This window comes from Xanthobacter sp. AM11 (assembly GCF_047444035.1).
GTDB lineage: Bacteria > Pseudomonadota > Alphaproteobacteria > Rhizobiales > Xanthobacteraceae > Xanthobacter.
In genome coordinates this window covers 299,613-317,735 of record NZ_JBLAOA010000001.1, presented here as the reverse complement: position 1 = coordinate 317,735, position 18,123 = coordinate 299,613, and the positions used below count along the sequence as shown (strand labels likewise).

The window sequence follows — 18,123 nt, the reverse complement described above, 5'->3', positions numbered from 1 at the left end:
CGCCGGCGTCCGCCGGACCCGCGCGAAAGGGCCGGCCTGACATGGCGGACGTGGTGACGCTGACGGTGAACGGGACCCCGCACAGCTTCGCGCTGCCCCGCGATACGCCGCTGCTCTTTGTGCTGCGCAACGACCTGAGCCTGAACGGCCCCAAGTTCGGCTGCGGGCTGGGCGAGTGCGGTGCATGCACGGTGCTCATGGACGGGGTGGCGGCGCGCGCCTGCGTGGTCCGGCTGGGCACCGCCGAGGGTCGCTCCATCACCACGCTGGAGGGCCTCGGCACGCCGGAACGGCCGCACCCGGTGCAGGCCGCCTTCATTGCCGAGCAGGCCGCCCAGTGCGGCTATTGCCTCAATGGGATGATCATGACCGCCGCCGCTTTCCTCCTGCGCCATCCCGATCCCGACCTCGAAGCGGTGCGCCAGGCGCTGCGCTTCAATCTGTGCCGCTGCGGGACGCATGTGGAAATCCTCAATGCGGTGATGCGCGCCGCCCGCGAGATGGGCGCCGCCGGCGCAGGGGACAAGGCATGAGCGCGCCGGCGGTCTCCCCCGAGGCGCTGTTGGCCCGCGCCGGCTCCCTCGCCGTGCTGCGTCCGGCCCGCCCGGTGCACGGCCTCGTGCCCAGCGCGCCGCCGCAGGACGGGGCGCTGGACCTGTTCCTGTTCATGGATGATGCGGGGGCGGTGCTGGCCTTCAATGGCCATGTGGATCTTGGCACCGGCATCCGCACCGCTTTGGCGCAGATCGTCGCCGAGGAGCTGGATGTCCCGTTCGCACAGGTGGTGATGGTGCTCGGCCATACCGGCGGCACGCCCAACCAGGGTGCCACCATCGCCAGCGATTCGATCCAGGTGTCGGCCATCCCGCTGCGCCACGCCGCGGCCCAGGCGCGCCACCATCTGGTGGGCCTCGCCGCCGCCGCCCTCGGCATGCCCGCCGGGGCGCTCACCGTCACCGACGGCGTGGTGCATCCCCGGACGGGGAGCAATGCCGGCCTCTCCTACGCCGCGCTGCTGGCCGGCCGGCAGGACCGGCTGATGCTGGCGGATGCGGTGGCGGTGAAGCCGGTGGCCGAGCATCGCATCGTCGGCCGGCCCATGCCGCGGGTGGATATTCCCGCCAAGGCCACCGGCCAGTTCGTCTATGTGCACGACGTGCGCGTGCCGGGAATGCTGCACGGCCGCGTCGTGCGCCCGCCTTATGCCGGGGTGGACGGGGGCGATTTCATCGGCCGCAGCCTCATCGGCGTGGACGAGAGCTCCATCGCCGGCATCGCCGGCGTGGTGGCGCTGGTGACCGTGGGTGATTTCATCGGCATCGTCGCCGAGCGGGAGGAGCAGGCGGCGGAAGCCGCCCGCCGCCTCGTGGTGAAATGGAAGCCGCCGCCGCCCCTGCCCGACCTCGCCGACGTGGAGACGGCCCTGCGCGCCAACCCCGCCACCGTGCGCACCCTTCTGGAGCGGGGCGACGTGGCGGGAGCGCGGGAGACGGCCGCCATCCCCCTCGACCGCACCTATGTCTGGCCGTTCCAGATGCACGGCTCCATCGGCCCCTCCTGCGCGGTTGCCGATGTGCGTGCGCAGGGCGCCACCATCTGGTCCGGCACGCAGAATCCCTATCCCCTGCGCACCGACATCGCCTTGCTCCTCGGCCTGCCGGAGGAGCAGGTGGAGATCCTGCGGTTCGAGGCCGCAGGCTGCTATGGCCGCAACTGCGCCGACGACGTGGCGGCCGATGCCGCCCTGCTCTCGCGCGCCGTGGGCCGGCCGGTGCGGGTGCAGCTGACCCGCGAGCAGGAACATGCCTGGGAGCCCAAGGGCGCGGCCCAGCTCATGGAGGTGAAAGGCGGGCTCCAGGCCGACGGCACGCCGGCCGCCTATGATTTTTCCACCCGCTACCCCTCCAACGCCGCCACCACGCTGGCGCTGCTGCTGACGGGGCAGGTGCCGGCGGACAATCCGGTGTTCCAGATGGGCGACCGCACCGCCATCCCGCCCTATGCCTACGACAACATGCGGGTGGCGGTGCACGACATGGCCCCCATCGTGCGCGCCGCCTGGCTGCGCGGCGTTTCCGCTTTGCCCAATTCCTTCGCCCACGAAAGCTATATCGACGAATTGGCCGCCGCCGCGGGGGTCGATCCGGTGGGCTATCGCCTGCGCTACCTGCATGATCCGCGGGCGGTGGACCTGGTGAAGGAGGTGGCGGCGCGGGCCGGCTGGGTGCATCGCACCGGGCCGCGGATGGAGGTGGTGGAGGGCGACGTGGTGCGCGGGCAGGGCTTCGCCTATGCCCTTTACGTGCACTCCAAATTCCCCGGCTACGGCGCCGCCTGGTCCGCCTGGGTGGCGGAGGTGGAGGTGAACCGGGCCACCGGCGACGTGAAGGTGACGCGGGTGGTGGTGGGGCAGGATTCCGGCCTGATGATCAATCCCGCCGGCATCGAGCATCAGATCCACGGCAACGTCATCCAGTCCACCAGCCGGGCGCTGAAGGAGGAGGTGCGCTTCACCGACACGGCGGTGGCCAGCCGGGAATGGGGCGCCTACCCCATCCTCACCTTCCCGGAAGTGCCGGTGATCAACGTGGTGCTGATGCCGCGGCCGGAGGAGCCGCCCCTCGGCTCCGGCGAATCGGCGTCCGTGCCCAGCGCGGCGGCCATCGCCAATGCCATCTTCGACGCCACCGGCGTGCGGCTGCGCGAGCCGCCCTTCACGCCGGACAAGGTGCGCGCCGCCCTTTCCGGGCAGCCGCGGCCGCAGGAGCCGAAGCCCGCGCCGGCGCGGCGGTCCTGGTTCGCGCTGGCCGGGGCGGCGCTGGCCGGCGCCCTCGGCATGGCCGCCATCGCCATGCCCCTGCGCGGCGCCATCGCTCCCATCGCCCCGCCGGACCCGGCCCTGTTCTCCGCCGAGATGATCGCCCGCGGCCGCCAGCTGGCGGCCCTGGGCGACTGCGCGGTGTGCCACACCGTGCCGGGCGGCGCCGTGAATGCGGGCGGGCGGGCCATGCAGACCCCGTTCGGCACCGTCTACGCCACCAATCTCACGCCCGATCCCGCCACCGGCATCGGCGGCTGGTCCTATGCGGCGTTCGAGCGGGCCATGCGGGACGGCATCTCGCGGGACGGGCGGCATCTCTACCCGGCCTTCCCCTACACCGCCTTCACCCGGGCGTCCGACACCGACCTGCAGGCGCTCTATGCCTTCCTCATGTCGCAGCCGGCGGTTCATGCGCCGACGCCGCAGGCGCAGATGACGTTTCCCTTCAACATCCGCCCGCTGATGGCCGGCTGGAACGCCCTGTTCCTGCGCCCCGGCCCGCTGGCGCCCGACCCCGCCCGCTCGCCGCAATGGAACCGCGGCGCCTATCTGGTGGAGGGGCTCGGCCATTGCGGCGCCTGCCACACGCCGCGCAACCTGCTCGGCGCGGAACGGGGCGGGGCGGCGAAATTTGCCGGCGCGCGGGTGGACGGATGGGAGGCCCCCGCCTTCACCGCCTTGTCCGCGGCGCCCATTCCGTGGACCGAGCCGGAGCTTTATTCCTATCTGCGGACCGGCTTCTCGCCGCTCCACGGCACCGCCGCCGGGCCCATGGCGCCGGTGGTGCGCGAGCTGGCGCAGCTGCCGGATGCGGACATCCGCGCCATGGCCACCTATCTCGCCTCCTTCTCCGGCCCGCCCCTGGCCGATGCGGCGGCGCGGGCGGCGGAGCTGGAGGCGCGTTCCGCCGCCGCCCTGCGCCCGCTCGACAGCCTCGGCGGCAAGCTCTACGAGGGCGCCTGCGCCGCCTGCCACGCGCAGGACGGGCCGACCCTGTTCGGCGTGCGCCCGGCGCTGGCGCTCAACACCAATGTCCATGCGGCGCGGCCGGACAACCTCATCCGGGTGATCCTCGACGGCATTCCCCTGCCTGCGGCGCAGGCGCTGGGCGACATGCCGGCGTTCCGCGACAGCCTCGACGACAGCCAGGTGGCGGCCCTTGCCCGCTACATCCGCACCACCTTTGCCCCCGATGCCCCGGCCTGGGAGGGGCTGGAGGCGACGGTGGCCCGGCTGCGGGCGGCGCCGGCGGGGCACTGATCGCGCCCTCACGCCAGGACAGAGACCGCGCTGCCCGTTCTGCCGGCAGCGCTGCCCGAAATATCTGCACGCGCCGGCCATGCGCCGCGTTGACAGGCCGGGATCGTCTTCATAAATTTCATTTGTACACAAACAAAATACGGCGCAGCCGCCCCTGTGCCGTCCACGCGGAACCCCGCCCATGCCCTATGTCGTCACCGAAGGCTGCATCCGCTGCAAATACATGGACTGCGTGTCGGTCTGCCCGGTGGATTGCTTCTATGCCGGCGAAACCATGCTGGTGATCCATCCCGACGAATGCATCGACTGCGGTGTGTGCGAGCCGGAATGCCCCGCCGCCGCCATCGTGCCGGACACGGACCCGCGCGCCGGCCGGTGGACACAGATCAACGCCGAATATGCGCAGAAGTGGCCCAACATCACCCAGAAGGGCACGCCGCCGGAGGATGCGGACGCCTGGAACGGGCGCGACGGCAAGGCGGCGCTGTTCTCTCCCGCTCCCTGAACCTTCCCGCCACAAGACCTTCCGGAGCCGTCCCCATGAGCAACCTGATGGAAGAGCGCGTGCTCAGCGTTCGCCACTGGACCGACCGCCTGTTCAGCTTCACCGCCACCCGCGATGCCGGCTTCCGCTTCCGCAACGGCGAGTTCACCATGATCGGCCTGCGGGTGGAGGGCAAGCCGTTGCTGCGCGCCTATTCGGTGGTGAGCCCGAACTACGACGAAAACCTTGAATTCTTCTCCATCAAGGTGCCGGACGGCCCTTTGACCTCGCGCCTCCAGCACCTCAAGGTGGGCGACCCCATCATCGTCGGCCGCAAGGCCACCGGAACCCTGGTCATCGACAATCTGCGCGACGGGCAGACGCTCTATCTTTTGGGCACCGGCACCGGCCTTGCCCCCTTCCTGTCCATCATCCGCGACCCGGAAACCTATGCCCGCTTTGAAAAGGTGGTGCTGGTGCACGGCTGCCGCGAGGTGGCGGAACTGGCCTATGGCGACCTCATCGCCCGCGACCTGCCGGGCCACGAATTCCTCGGCGAGGAAATCACCCAAAAGCTGGTCTATTACCCCACCGTGACCCGTGAACCGTTCCGCAACCGCGGCCGCGTCACCGACCTGATCGAGAGCGGCAGGCTGTTTCAGGACATCGGCACGCCACCCCTCGACCCGGCCCGCGACCGGGTGATGCTGTGCGGCTCGCCGCAGATGATGGGGGAGCTGCGCGCCATGCTGGAGGCCCGTGGCTTTGCCGAGGGCAACCACGGCGAGGCCGGCGACTTCGTGCTGGAAAAGGCGTTCGCGGAGCGCTGACGCCGGGCGCGAAAATTTTCGCCCCGGCGCGGTTTTCAAGGCCGGCGCCGGGGCCTAACATTCATATGCTTACAAATAATCTGCCGGGATCGCCCCGCGTTCTCCGGCCCGCGCGCGGAGATGCGACATGGCCCATGATGCCCCCGGCGGCCCGGCCGGCCCCACCAAGCTCGTCGTCCGCAACATCGGCCTCATCCTGAGCGGCGACCTGCAGCGGCCCATCCTCGACGCCGACACCATCGTCGCTGAAAACGGCCGCATCACCGCCATCGGCCGCCTGAAGGACGTGGACACGCACGGCGCCACCACCACGGTGGACGCCAACGGCGCCACCCTGACCCCCGGCCTCATCGACAGCCACGTGCACCCGGTGGCCGGCGACTGGACCCCGCGCCAGAGCCAGATCAACTGGATCGACAGTTCGCTGCATGGCGGCGTCACCACCATGATTTCGGCGGGGGAGGTGCATTACCCCGGCCGCCCGCGCGACGTGATCGGCATCAAGGCCCTCGCCATCACCGCCCAGCGCAGCTTCTCCGCCTTCCGCCCCGGCGGGGTGAAGCTGCATGCCGGCGCCCCGGTCATCGAGCACGAGATGGAGGAGAACGACTTCAAGGAGCTGGCCGCGGCCGGCGTGAAGCTCCTGGGCGAGGTGGGCCTCGGCGGCGTGAAGGACGGCCCCACCGCGAAGAAGATGGTGGCATGGGCGCGCAAGTACGGCATCCAGTCCACCATCCACACCGGCGGCCCCTCCATTCCCGGTTCCGGCCTCATCGACAAGGATGTGGTGCTGGAGGCGGACGCCGACGTGGTGGGCCACATCAACGGCGGCCACACCGCGCTGCCCGACGGGCAGATCCGCTGCATCTGCGAGGGTTGCAAGCGCGGGCTGGAGCTGGTGCACAACGGCAACGAGCGCTCCGCCCTCTACACCCTGCGCATCGCCCGCGAGATGGGCGAGCTTCACCGCGTCATCCTGGGCACCGACGGGCCGGCCGGCTCGGGCGTGCAGCCGCTGGGCATCCTGCGCATGGTCTCGCTGCTGTCCTCCCTGGGCGACCTGCCGGCGGAGGAGGCCTTCTGCCTCGCCACCGGCAACACCGCGCGCATGCGCAACCTGGACTGCGGCCTCATCGAGGTGGGACGGGTGGCGGACTTCGTCATCATGGACACCGCCCAGCACTCGGCCGGCGCCAGCCTTCTGGAGAGCGTGCGGCTCGGCGACCTGCCGGGCATCGGCATGACCATCATCGACGGCATCGTGCGCACCGAGCGTTCGCGCAACACGCCGCCGGCCACCCGGATGCCGTTCGTGGTGAAGGCCTGAGGGCGGCCATGCGGCGGCGGCAGGGCCGCCATGCAGCAGGGCGGGGCAGGGTGCTGGCCAAAGCCGGCGCAATAATCTATCACCGCGCCCAGCCTGACGACGTGCCGGGACATTCTGCCCCCACCCGGCACGACATAAAATGCCATCGGCCCCCGGCAGTGCCCCGGCGCCGCTGGTATGAGGGCCCGAGCCAGCGCCCGTGCGTGCCGGGCCTATCCGCGGGGCAGACCAACACCTGCAGGCTCAAGCGCACATCATGTCTTCCACCGCCCTATTGTCGCCTGCGGGCGAGGCTGCCACGGTCAATCCGCGCTCGCGGGTGATCCTTGCCAGCCTTGTCGGCACCACCATCGAATTCTACGATTTCTACGTCTATGCCACCGCCGCGGTGCTCGTGTTCCCGCACCTCTTCTTTCCGGCGGGCAACGAGCGGACGGCGCTGCTCGCCTCCTTCGCCGTGTTCGGCGCGGCCATGGTGGCCCGGCCGCTGGGCGCCATCTTCTTCGGCCATCTGGGGGACAAGAAGGGGCGCAAGATCACGCTGGTGGGGGCGCTGCTCACCATGGGCATCGCCACCTTCCTCATCGGCTTTTTGCCCACCTATGCGGTGGCCGGCTGGCTTGCGCCCGCGCTGCTGGTGGTGCTGCGCCTGGCCCAGGGCTTCGCGCTGGGCGGCGAATGGAGCGGGGCGGCGCTGGTGGCCACCGAGAATGCCCCGGCCGGCAAGCGCGCCGTGTACGGCACCTTCCCCCAGCTGGGGGCGCCGCTGGGCTTCATCATCGCCAACGGCCTGTTCCTCGCCATCGCCGCGCTGATGCCCTCGGACGACCCCTCGCGGCCGTCGGACGCCTTCCTGGCGTGGGGCTGGCGCATCCCCTTCCTGTTCTCGGTGGTGATGGTGGCGGTGGGCCTGTGGGTGCGCCTCAACCTGGTGGAAAGCCCGGCCTTCGCCAAGGCGGTGGAGCGCGGGCGCATCCAGAAGCTGCCCCTGGCCGCCGCCTTCCGCACCTACTGGCGGGAGCTGATCCTCGGCACCTTCTACATGCTGGCCACCTATGTCCTGTTCTACCTGATGACCACCTTCTCGCTGAGCTACGGGCGCGCGGCCACCACCGCAGAGCTGCCGGGCCTCGGCTACAACTACACCACCTTCGTGCTGCTGATGATCTTCGGCGTGGTGTTCTTCGGCATCTTCACCATGGTGTCCGGCCCCTGGGCCGACCGCTGGGGCCGCCGCCGCACGCTGATCTGGATCACCGCCGCCATCGCCCTGTTCGGCCTCTTGTGGGTGCCCATCCTCTCGGCCGGGCCGCTGGGCGTGGTGGCCTGGCTGGTCATCGGCTTCACCCTCATGGGGCTGACTTTCGGGCCCATGGGGGCGCTGCTGCCGGAGCTGTTTCCCGCCAATGTGCGCTACACCGGCTCGGGCATCGCCTACAATGTGTCGTCCATTCTCGGCGCGGCGGTGGCCCCGTTCATCGCGGTGGCGCTGTGGAGCTATGGTGGGGGCAGCCCGTTCTGGGTAGGGGTCTATCTCACCGTCATGGCGCTCATCACCCTGGCGGCCCTGCTGCTGGGCAAGGAGACGCGGGACATCGACATCACCCATTGACCCCCGCCCAAGGCCGGGCGGCCGCGGCCGCCCGTGCCGGAGCCCGCCCGGGCTTCAGGCGGAAAGCTGCGCCCGCGCGTCGTGCCGGGCGAGGCGGGCGAGCAGGTAGTCCACCTCCGCCCGGGCCCTGGCGGTGAGGGCGGCGCCGGGCCGGCGCTGGGCGTCGCAGGCGATGAAGCCACGCTGCATCAGCACATATTTACGCACCGCCAGCCCCACGCCCTGCTGCTGCTCGTAGCGCAGCAGGGGCAGGTGGGCGTCGAACAAATCGTGCGCCGCCTCCCGCGCGCCGGCACGGGTGAGGCGCACCACGTCGGCCAGCATTTCGGGGAAGGCGTAGCCGGTCATGGCCCCGTCGGCGCCGCGCTCCATCTCGAAATCCAGAAACAGCCCGCCATTGCCGGTGAGGATGGAGATGGGCCGCATGCTGCCCTCGGCCTGGAAGGCGCGCAGGGCCGAAATCTTCTCCAGCCCCGGCCAGTCCTCGTGCTTCAGCATCACGCAGGAGGCGTGCTGCTCGACGACGTGGCGGATCACCTTCGGCGTCATCTGTACCGTGAGGGTGAGCGGATAGTCCTGGATGACGAAGGGAATGTCGGTGCCGATGGCCTCCACCGCCTGGGCGTAATAGCCGGTGATCTGGTCGTCGGTGCGCAGGTGCGGCGGCGGGGCGATCATGACGCCGGCGGCGCCCTTCTCCATCACCGCGCGGGCCAGCCAGCGCATGGCGGCAAAGCCCGGCGCGGAGACGCCGACCACCACCGGCAGCCGGCCCATGCCGGCGATGAAGCGGGCGGTGAGGCTCAGGGCTTCCTCCGGCTCCAGCTTGGGCGCCTCGCCCATGATGCCGAGCACGGTGACGCCGGTGGCCCCGGCCTCCAGATAGCGGGAAATAAGGGTTTCCACCGAGGCGTCGTCGATCCGCCCGTCCGCCAGGAAGGGCGTGGGCGCGATGGGGAAGAGGCCGGCGGCGGTGGCATCGAGAAGCATAAGCGGCCTGCGGGTCAGATGCTGGCGATGAGGCCGCCATCCACGCGGATGACCGAGCCGGTGACATAGGAGGCGGGCGCCGAGGCGAGGAAGGCCACCACGTCGGCATATTCCTGCGGGTCGCCATAGCGCCCCACGGGGATGGAGGCGGTGCTCTCGGCGGCGACCTCCTCCACCGTGCGGCCCTCGCGCTTGGCCTTCTGGGCATCGAGGAAGGTGATGCGCGCGGTGGCGATGCGGCCGGGCAGCACGATGTTCGCCGTCACCCCATCCCGCGCCACCTCGCGCGCCAGCGTCTTGGACCAGCCCACGAGGGACAGGCGCAGGGCGTTGGAGATGCCGAGGTTGGGGATGGGCGCCACCACGCCGGAGGAGGTGGAGGTGATGATCCGCCCCCATTTGCGCGCCCGCATCTGCGGCAGCACCCGGTCGGTGAGGGTGATGACCGACAGCACCATCTGCCCGAAGCTCTTCGTCCACAGCTCCGGGTCCTGGCCCGCGGCCGGGGTGGGGGGCGGGCCGCCGGTATTGTTCACCAGCACGTCCACCGGCCCCAGCGCCGCCTCGATGGCCGCCACCCGGGCGTCGATGCCGGCGATGTCGGAAAGGTCGAAGGGCAGGGCGAGGGCCTCGCCGCCCGCATCGGTGATGGTGGTGGCGAGGCGGGCGATTGCCGCGTCGTCGATGTCGCCCAGCGCCACCCGCGCCCCCTCGCGCGCCAGCGTCGCGGCGATGGCGCCGCCGAGGCCGCCGCCCGCGCCGAGAACGAGTGCGGTCTTGCCCTTCAATCCGAGATCCATGCTGCATCCTCTGCGCGGCGCGCCGCCGGACGGGCGCGCGGGCGTGCCATGTGCCCCCCGTATAGTCCGGCCGGCGGATGCAAGGTAGGGGGTGCGGGCGGGTGGGGATGTCAGCCCGGCCCGGCGAAGGCCACCGCCAGGGCGGTCATGTCGTCGAATTGCGGGGCCTCGCCGGAATAGGCGGCGATGGCGTCGATGAGGTCGGGCACGAAGGCCCCCACCGGCAGGTGGCGCCGCTGCGCCACGGCGGCGTCCAGCCGCTCCTCGCCGAACACCGCCTCGCAGGTGTCCACGGCGTCCGTCAGTCCGTCGGAGAACAGGAACAGCCGGTCCCCCGCCGCAAGCCGCAGCCGGGCGGCCCGGGGCTGCGCGCCTTCGAGGATGGCCAGTGCCATGCCGGTGGGGCCGGCCCGCTCCACGCTGCCGTCGGCGCGCAGCACCATGCCTTCCGTGTGGCCGCAATTGCAGTAGCAGACCTCGCCGGTGGACAGGTCGATGACGGCGCAGAACAGGGTGACGAAGAGGTCCTCGCTGTTGGTGGCGCACAACAGGTCGTTCACCGCGGCGATGGCGTGGGCGAGGTCCTTCTCGCTGCGCAGCTCCATGCGCAGGGCGGTCTGGGTGGCGCACATGAACAGGGCGGCGGGGGTGCCCTTGCCCGATACGTCGCCGAGGCTCACCACCAGCCGGTTGGCGTCGATGAGGAAGTAATCGTAGAAATCGCCGCCCACATTCTTTGCCGGCCGCATCTCGGCGCAGATGTCCGCCCGCCCGCCCAGGGCATCACGCGGCAAGGGCGGGGGCAGCATGGCGCGCTGGATCGCCGCCGCGCTCGCCATCTCCCTGCGCTCCGCCACCCGCAGCATGATGGCCTCGGCGAGGCGGCGGAACGAGTGGGCGAAGTTCACCATCTCCGGCAGCGGGTTGCGCAGCTCGTCCAGGAGCCGCAGGTCGAAATCGTGCTGCTCCAGCGCGTTCAGCGCATTGGCGTAGAAGCCGAAGGCGCGGTTGAAGGTTTCGAACCGGTGGCCGAACTGGCGCATCAGCGCGGAAAGGAGGGCGGGGTGGGTCTGGCCCGCCGCATCCAGCGTACCGGCGGAGACGCGCACCGCCCGGATGGGGGTGAGCGCATCCACATGGGCGGTACGCACCACGCCGGTGATGGCCGCGATCTCGCCCACCACCGCCGGCGCCGCGTGGCGCGCCAGTTCCACCCGCTCATAGGCGGTGTCGATGGTGACGACGGTGGTGCCCTCCAGCACCAGCAGGGCGAAGCTGCCGGTGTCGCCGCGGTGGATGAGGCGGGTGCCCGGCGGGGCGGTGACGATCTCGCCCTCGGCGATGACGGCGGCGAGGTCGGCTTCGGGGAAATCCACGAAATAGGGGTGCTGCGCCATCCGGCGGGCAGCGGCGGCGGCCTCGCCGGGCCCGAGGGGGCGGGCCTCGGCCTCGTCTCGTGTCGGCGGTGTCATGTCAGCGGCGTCGTGTCAGCGGTGTCATGGCGGTCCTCGCGGCGCCGCCACTATAGCGCGGGGAAAGCCGCGCGCTTACTGCAAACGCAGGATGCGCAGCACCCGCGACAGCACGGCGAACAGCACCGCCGTGGACCAGCCGAACAGCAGCATCCCGTTCGCCGCCGTGATGGGGCCGAGCACCCGCCAGCGCGCCACCGGCAGCATGTCGCCGTAACCCAGGGTGGTAAAGTTCACGAAGGCAAAATAATAGGCGTCCTTCTCGTGGATGACCCCCAGCAGCGCATACATGGTGGCCCACACCGCCACCTCCAGGAAATGGGCGAAGGTGAGCAGCACCCCGGCAACGCCCATGACGATGAGGAGGGTGGTGATCCGCCGCCGGCCCGACAGGTGGTGGGTGGAATTGCGGCCGAGCCGGATCACCAGCACCGTGGCCAGCGCCTGGATGGCGATGGTCGCCATGCTGGTGAGGGCCCCCACCAGGAACTCTCCGTCGAGGAACCACACCGCCTTTTCCTCCCTCTGAAGCTGGGCCACGGATCGCCCATGAACGGCGCGGGCGCAAGGCCGACGCAGGGGCAAGGGAAGGGCGGTGGCCACCTTTTGCCGGGCGCGCATTGATCTTGGTCGGTTTGTGTGTATTTTGCGCCGCAATAATCCCTGACCCGGCGGGCCCGAGCCACTCGGACCCGCTCTTTTGTGCTGGACGGCCCATGAAGCTGCGCAACATCGCCATCATCGCCCACGTTGACCACGGCAAGACCACGCTGGTGGACGAACTGCTGAAGCAGTCCGGCTCCTACCGCGAGAACCAGCGCGTGGCCGAGCGCGTGATGGATTCCAACGACCTGGAAAAGGAGCGCGGCATCACCATCCTGGCCAAGGCCACCTCGGTGGTCTGGAAGGACACGCGCATCAACATCGTCGACACCCCCGGCCACGCCGACTTCGGCGGCGAGGTGGAGCGCATCCTGAACATGGTGGACGGCGCCATCGTGCTGGTGGATGCCGCCGAGGGTCCCATGCCCCAGACCAAGTTCGTGGTGGGCAAGGCGCTGAAGGTGGGCCTCAAGCCCATCGTCGCCATCAACAAGGTGGACCGCTCCGACGCCCGCATCACGGAAGTGGTGAACGAGGTGTTCGACCTGTTCGCCGCGCTGGACGCCACCGACGAGCAGCTCGATTTCCCCATCCTCTACGGCTCCGGCCGCAACGGCTGGATGGCCGAGAGCCCGGAAGGCCCATCCGACCAGGGCATGGCGCCTTTGTTCGACCTGGTGCTGAAGCACGTGCCCGAGCCCACCGTGGACGACGGCCCGTTCCGCATGATCGGCACGCTCCTGGAGGCCAACCCCTTCCTCGGCCGCATGATCACCGGGCGCATCACCTCCGGCTCCATCAAGCCGAACCAGGCCATCAAGGTGCTGGCGCAGGACGGCTCCCTGGTGGAGCAGGGCCGGGTCTCCAAGATCCTCGCCTTCCGCGGCATCGAGCGCCAGCCCATTGATGAGGGCGTGCAGGGCGATATCGTCGCCATCGCCGGCCTGTCCAAGGGCACGGTGGCCGACACCTTCTGCGCGCTGGAAGTGACCGAGCCCCTGGCGGCCCAGCCCATCGACCCGCCCACCGTCACCATGACCTTCATCGTCAACGACAGTCCGCTGGCCGGCACCGAGGGCGACAAGGTGACCAGCCGCGTCATCCGCGACCGCCTGCTGCGCGAGGCGGAAGGCAATGTGGCGCTGAAGATCGAGGAATCGTCCGAGAAGGATTCCTTCTTCGTCTCCGGCCGCGGCGAACTGCAGCTGGCGGTGCTGATCGAGACCATGCGCCGCGAGGGCTTCGAGCTTGCCGTGTCGCGCCCGCGCGTCGTCTTCCAGAAGGACGAGGCCACCGGTCAGATGATGGAGCCCATCGAGGAAGTCCTCATCGACGTGGACGAGGAATATTCCGGCACCGTCGTGCAGAAGATGAGCGAGCGCAAGGCCGAGATGGTGGAGATGCGCCCCTCCGGCGGCAACCGCCAGCGCCTCGTCTTCTACGCCCCCACCCGCGGCCTCATCGGCTACCAGTCGGAGCTGCTCACCGACACCCGCGGCACCGCCATCATGAACCGGCTGTTCCACGGCTATGCCGCCTACAAGGGCGAGATCGCCGGCCGCATCAACGGCGTGCTGATCGCCAACGAGGCGGGCGAGGCGGTGGCCTATGCCCTGTGGAACCTGGAAGACCGCGGCCCGATGATCATCGAGCCGGGCTGGAAGGTGTACCAGGGCATGCTGGTGGGCATCCACAACCGGGACAACGACCTGGAAGTGAACGTGCTCAAGGGCAAGAAGCTCACCAACATCCGCACCACCTCCAAGGACGAGGCGGTGCGCCTGACCCCGCCCATCCGCATGACGCTGGAGCGCGCGCTGGCCTGGATCCAGGACGACGAACTGGTGGAGGTGACCCCCAAGTCCATCCGCCTGCGCAAGCGCTACCTCGATCCCAACGAGCGCAAGCGCAAGGAGCGCGAGAAGGAAACCGAGCTGGCGTGAGGCCTGGCGTTTCCACTCAGGGTCTTTGGAGAAGGGCAGGGCTCCGGCGCTGCCCTTTTTCTTTGGATGGTTCGCCATATCGCGCCGTCCCCGTGTTCCGGGCGCATGCCGCGTGAGCGGAATGCGAGCCGAAGCCCAGCGCAAGCGGTCGCCGAAGGCGCCGCGATAGGCTCCTGCAGGATGCTGCTACAGGTGAAAAGCCCACCGGTCGGCCCTTCCCGCCGTCGTGCTCCGGCTTGACCGGAGCACCCGTTCCGCCGTTCGCCCAAGCGGAAACATGGACCCTCCGGTCAAGCCGGAGGGCGACGGTGGGGCAAGTGAGGGCGACGGTGGGGTAAGTGAGAGCGGCGGTGGGGCGGACCGTTCGCCGGTGCGTTTATTCCGCCGCCTCCACCACCTTCTCCGCAATCGCCAGGCAGCTGGTGAGCCCCGGCGATTCGATGCCGAACAGGTTCACCAGCCCCGGCACGCCATGCGCCGCCGGCCCCTGGATGACGAAATCCGGCGCCTTCCCGTCCCTGCCCGCAATCTTCGGCCGGATGCCGGAATAGCCGGGGGCGAGGTCCGCCTCGGCCACGTCCGGCCAGTAGCGGCGGATGGAGGCCATCATGGAGGCCTTGCGGGCCGGGTCCACCTCGTAGCGGCGCGCGCTCACCCATTCCACATCCGGCCCGAACCGGCCCTGACCGGCGAGGTCGAGGGTGAGGTGGGTGCCCAGGCCTCCCGCCTCCGGCACCGGATAGATGAGGTGGCGGAACGGCACCTTGCGGGTGCAGGTGAAATAATTGCCCTTGGCCAGCTTCTGCTCCGGCACCAGCTGCGGCGGCAGGCCGGCGATGGCGCCGGCAACGGCCGGCGCATCGAGGCCGGCGGCGTTCACCAGGAGGCGGCAGCCGAGCGCCATGGCCCCGGCGCCGCCGGTGCGCACGATGAGGCCGCCGGCGGCGGGTTCCGCCGCCGCGAACGGCGCGGACACGGCCAGCATGCCGCCAGCCGCTTCCATGTCGCCCAGAAGCGCCAGCATGAGGCCATGGGAATCGACGATGCCGGTGGATGGCGAGAGCAAAGCGGCATGCACCTGCAGCGCCGGCTCCAGCCGCCGGGCGGCCGTGCCGTCCATCAGCTGCAGGTCGTCCACCCCGTTGGCCGCGCCGGTGGCGGCGAGCTTTTCCAGATAGGCCACCTCCTGCGCGCTGGCGGCGACAATGAGCTTGCCGGGCCGGGCGTGGGGCACCCCGTGGCTGGCGCAGAAGCCATAGAGGGCATCGCGCCCGCGCACGCACAGCTGCGCCTTGAGGCTGCCCGGCTCGTAATAGATGCCGGCGTGGATGACCTCGGAATTGCGGGACGACGTGCCGGTGCCGATGGCCTGCGCCGCCTCCAGCACCACCACTTCCCGCCCTGCGAGGGCCAGCGCCCGGGCCGTGGCGAGCCCCACCACGCCGGCGCCGATGACGATGCAATCAACCTGGTCCATGCCGCTTCCGTCCGCTGAATCGCGTCCGGCACCATAGCAAAGGCGCGGCAGGGGGGATGCGGCGGCGGGGCGGGGACGGCTTCCCTGGAAGTGCTCCAGCCAGCAACTAGTTGCTATCGGCTCCGCGCCCCGCGATGTCCAATCGCTCCCATGATGACCTCTGCCCCTCCACCGCCCGGCCCCGAAATCGCGGACGTCCGCCTCGACCAGGACCGGCGCCACCTGCGCCTCGGCTTTTCCGGCGGTCGCGCGGCGCTGTCCGCTCCGCTGCTGCGCGCGGCGTGCCGCTGCGCCGGCTGCGTGGCGGCCCGGGCGCAGGACCGCTTCGGCGCCGACTTTTCCGGCGTCACCCTCACCCATGTGGCGGCCTTCGGGGCGCACGGGCTCAACCTCACCTTTTCCGATGGCCATGCGCGCGGGGTCTACCCCTTCGCCTACCTCGCAGCCCTCGCGGCGGCTGAGCCGGCCGTCACCCCCCTCCCGGAGATGAAACCATGAGCGAGATGGAACCCGAGATCGTCGAATGCGACATCCTCGTCATCGGCGGCGGCACCGGCGGCCCCATGGCCGCCATCAAGGCCAAGGAGAAGAATCCGGGCCTCAAGGTGGTCCTCATGGAGAAGGCCAATGTGAAGCGTTCCGGCGCGGTCTCCATGGGCATGGACGGGCTGAACAATGCCGTCATCCCCGGCTACGCTACCCCCGAGCAATATGTGAAGGAGATCACCGTCGCCAATGACGGCATCGTCCACCAGAAGGCGGTGATGGCCTATGCCACGGGCTCCTACCCGATGATCCAGTATCTGGATTCCATCGGCGTGAAGTTCGAGAAGGACGGCTCCGGCGAATACAATGTGCGCAAGGTGCATCACATGGGCACCTATGTGCTGCCCATGCCGGAAGGCCATCACGTCAAGAAGGCGCTCTACCGCCAGCTGCGCAAGCACCAGGTGCTGGTGACCAACCGCTACATGGCCACCCGCCTGCTGAACGCTCCCGACGGCCGCATCGCCGGCGCCATGGGGGTGAACACCCGCACCGGGGAGTTCCTGGTGGTGCGCGCCAAGGCGGTGGTGCTGGCCTGCGGCGCCGCCGGCCGCCTGGGCCTGCCGGCCTCCGGCTATCTGTTCGGCACCTATGAGAACCCGGCCAATTGCGGCGACGGCTACGCCATGGCCTATCATGCCGGCGCGGGCCTCGCGAACCTCGAATGCTACCAGATCAACCCGCTGATCAAGGACTACAACGGCCCGGCCTGCGCCTATGTGACCGGCCCGTTCGGTGGATACACGGCAAACAACAAGGGCGAGCGCTTCATCGAGTGCGACTATTGGTCGGGCCAGATGATGAAGGAATTCTTCTCCGAGCTGCAGAGCGGCAACGGGCCGGTGTTCCTCAACATGACGCATCTGGCCGAGGAGACCATTTCCGAGATCGAGACCATCCTGCATTCCAACGAGCGGCCCTCGCGCGGACGCTTCCATGAGAAGCGCGGCACCAACTACCGCGAGAAGATGGTGGAGATGCATATCTCCGAGATCGGATTCTGCTCCGGCCATTCGGCCTCGGGTGTGTGGGTGGACGAGAATGCCCGCACCACGGTTTCCGGCCTCTATGCCGCCGGCGACATGGCGAGCGTGCCGCACAATTACATGCTGGGGGCCTTCGTGAACGGCGGCATCGCCGGCCAGGACGCGGCCGATTACTGCGCCTCCACCGATCTGCCCGCCTTCGACCGCGCCGACTTCCTTGTGGAGCGCGCGCGCGTGCTGGCCCCCACCCGCCGCGACGACGGGCTGACCCCGCACGAGATGGAGTTCAAGACCCGCCGGCTGGTGAACGACTATCTCCAGCCGCCGAAGGTGACGGCCAAGTACAGGATCGCCCAGGCCCGCTTCGCCGAGATCCGCGAGGATCTGAACGCCCTGTGCGTGAAGGACCCGCACGAGCTGATGCGGGCGCTGGAGCTGCAATCCATCCTCGATTGCGCCGACATGGCGGCCGCCGCCTCGCTGTATCGCACCGAGAGCCGCTGGGGCCTCTACCACTGGCGGGTGGACCACCCGGCCACCGACAACGAGAACTGGTTCTGCCACACGCTCCTCTACAAGGACGAGATGGGCCGCATGTCCCACAAGAAGCGTGCGGTGGACCCCTATGTGGTGGACATCCCCGAGGAGGAGATGGGCGCCTACCACCAGCTGCGCACCCCGGCGCTGGCCGCCGAGTGACCCCGCTCATCTGACCCATTCCGGAGCCTGCCCCATGCCGTTCGCCAACCACCCCACCTCCGTCCCGGTGACCGTGGACGACGAGAAATGCATTGCCGAGAAGGGCTGCCGCGTGTGCATCGACGTGTGCCCGCTGGACGTGCTCGCCATCAATCCCGCCTCCGGCAAGGCGCACATGAAATATGACGAGTGCTGGTATTGCATGCCGTGCGAGGTGGATTGCCCCACCGGCGCGGTGAAGGTCGAAATCCCCTATCTGCTGCGGTGAGGCGT

At 69.7% G+C, this 18,123-nt stretch carries 15 protein-coding genes; 10 read left to right on the top strand and 5 right to left on the bottom strand.

The window, feature by feature from the left end; all coding sequences use genetic code 11:
* Window positions 1–41: 41 nt before the first annotated feature.
* The 6 genes from ACI7BZ_RS01435 (at window position 42) to ACI7BZ_RS01410 (ending at window position 8,334) form a co-directional block, all read left to right on the top strand.
* Window positions 42–533 carry a (2Fe-2S)-binding protein gene (locus ACI7BZ_RS01435; protein ID WP_414115430.1) on the top strand — a complete coding sequence of 164 codons (492 nt, stop codon included), beginning with the start codon at window positions 42–44 and terminating at the stop codon, window positions 531–533.
* On the top strand, window positions 530–4,081 hold the full coding sequence (locus ACI7BZ_RS01430; protein ID WP_414115429.1) for a molybdopterin cofactor-binding domain-containing protein: 3,552 nt from the start codon (window positions 530–532) through the stop codon (window positions 4,079–4,081). Before ACI7BZ_RS01435 ends, ACI7BZ_RS01430 begins: the two co-directional genes overlap by 4 nt.
* Before the next feature lie 181 nt (window positions 4,082–4,262).
* Window positions 4,263–4,586 carry a ferredoxin FdxA gene (gene fdxA / locus ACI7BZ_RS01425; protein ID WP_414115428.1) on the top strand — a complete coding sequence of 108 codons (324 nt, stop codon included), beginning with the start codon at window positions 4,263–4,265 and terminating at the stop codon, window positions 4,584–4,586.
* 35 nt (window positions 4,587–4,621) lie between these two features.
* On the top strand, window positions 4,622–5,395 hold the full coding sequence (locus tag ACI7BZ_RS01420) for a ferredoxin--NADP reductase (protein WP_414115427.1): 774 nt from the start codon (window positions 4,622–4,624) through the stop codon (window positions 5,393–5,395).
* A 127-nt stretch (window positions 5,396–5,522) separates the two neighbouring features.
* Complete coding sequence (locus ACI7BZ_RS01415) at window positions 5,523–6,722, top strand: amidohydrolase family protein (RefSeq protein WP_414115426.1); 1,200 nt, start codon at window positions 5,523–5,525, stop codon at window positions 6,720–6,722.
* Between the two features lie 256 nt (window positions 6,723–6,978).
* The gene (locus tag ACI7BZ_RS01410) at window positions 6,979–8,334 is read left to right on the top strand and encodes an MFS transporter (protein ID WP_414115425.1); all 1,356 of its coding nucleotides are present in this window, start codon (window positions 6,979–6,981) and stop codon (window positions 8,332–8,334) included.
* 54 nt (window positions 8,335–8,388) lie between these two features.
* Here ACI7BZ_RS01410 and ACI7BZ_RS01405 read toward each other — a convergent pair whose 3' ends face one another.
* The 4 genes from ACI7BZ_RS01405 to ACI7BZ_RS01390 all read right to left on the bottom strand — a co-directional run bounded on the left by ACI7BZ_RS01405 (window position 8,389) and on the right by ACI7BZ_RS01390 (window position 12,136).
* Complete coding sequence (locus tag ACI7BZ_RS01405; protein WP_414115424.1) at window positions 8,389–9,324, bottom strand: dihydrodipicolinate synthase family protein; 936 nt, start codon at window positions 9,322–9,324, stop codon at window positions 8,389–8,391.
* 14 nt (window positions 9,325–9,338) lie between these two features.
* Complete coding sequence (locus tag ACI7BZ_RS01400) at window positions 9,339–10,124, bottom strand: SDR family oxidoreductase (protein WP_414115423.1); 786 nt, start codon at window positions 10,122–10,124, stop codon at window positions 9,339–9,341.
* A gap of 110 nt (window positions 10,125–10,234) precedes the next feature.
* A complete protein-coding gene (locus ACI7BZ_RS01395; protein WP_414115422.1) occupies window positions 10,235–11,596 on the bottom strand; it encodes a PP2C family protein-serine/threonine phosphatase in 1,362 nt (453 codons plus the stop codon).
* 75 nt (window positions 11,597–11,671) lie between these two features.
* Window positions 11,672–12,136 carry an ion channel gene (locus ACI7BZ_RS01390; RefSeq protein WP_414115421.1) on the bottom strand — a complete coding sequence of 155 codons (465 nt, stop codon included), beginning with the start codon at window positions 12,134–12,136 and terminating at the stop codon, window positions 11,672–11,674.
* Between the two features lie 176 nt (window positions 12,137–12,312).
* Here ACI7BZ_RS01390 and typA point away from each other — a divergent pair, with 176 nt between their 5' ends.
* Complete coding sequence (gene typA / locus ACI7BZ_RS01385; RefSeq protein ID WP_414115420.1) at window positions 12,313–14,142, top strand: translational GTPase TypA; 1,830 nt, start codon at window positions 12,313–12,315, stop codon at window positions 14,140–14,142.
* 376 nt (window positions 14,143–14,518) lie between these two features.
* Here the strand turns inward: typA and ACI7BZ_RS01380 are convergent, their stop codons facing one another.
* Window positions 14,519–15,619 (bottom strand): NAD(P)/FAD-dependent oxidoreductase, encoded by a 1,101-nt coding sequence (locus tag ACI7BZ_RS01380; RefSeq protein WP_414115419.1) that lies wholly within the window; start codon window positions 15,617–15,619, stop codon window positions 14,519–14,521.
* Between the two features lie 150 nt (window positions 15,620–15,769).
* Here ACI7BZ_RS01380 and ACI7BZ_RS01375 point away from each other — a divergent pair, with 150 nt between their 5' ends.
* The 3 genes from ACI7BZ_RS01375 to ACI7BZ_RS01365 are packed head-to-tail and all read left to right on the top strand — an operon-like array spanning window position 15,770 to window position 18,118.
* On the top strand, window positions 15,770–16,117 hold the full coding sequence (locus tag ACI7BZ_RS01375; protein ID WP_414115418.1) for a DUF971 domain-containing protein: 348 nt from the start codon (window positions 15,770–15,772) through the stop codon (window positions 16,115–16,117).
* The gene (locus ACI7BZ_RS01370) at window positions 16,114–17,850 is read left to right on the top strand and encodes a fumarate reductase/succinate dehydrogenase flavoprotein subunit (RefSeq protein WP_414115417.1); all 1,737 of its coding nucleotides are present in this window, start codon (window positions 16,114–16,116) and stop codon (window positions 17,848–17,850) included. The genes ACI7BZ_RS01375 and ACI7BZ_RS01370 overlap by 4 nt, the downstream gene beginning before the upstream one ends.
* Window positions 17,851–17,884: 34 nt before the next feature.
* A complete protein-coding gene (locus ACI7BZ_RS01365) occupies window positions 17,885–18,118 on the top strand; it encodes a 4Fe-4S dicluster domain-containing protein (RefSeq protein WP_012114793.1) in 234 nt (77 codons plus the stop codon).
* Window positions 18,119–18,123 lie beyond the last annotated feature (5 nt).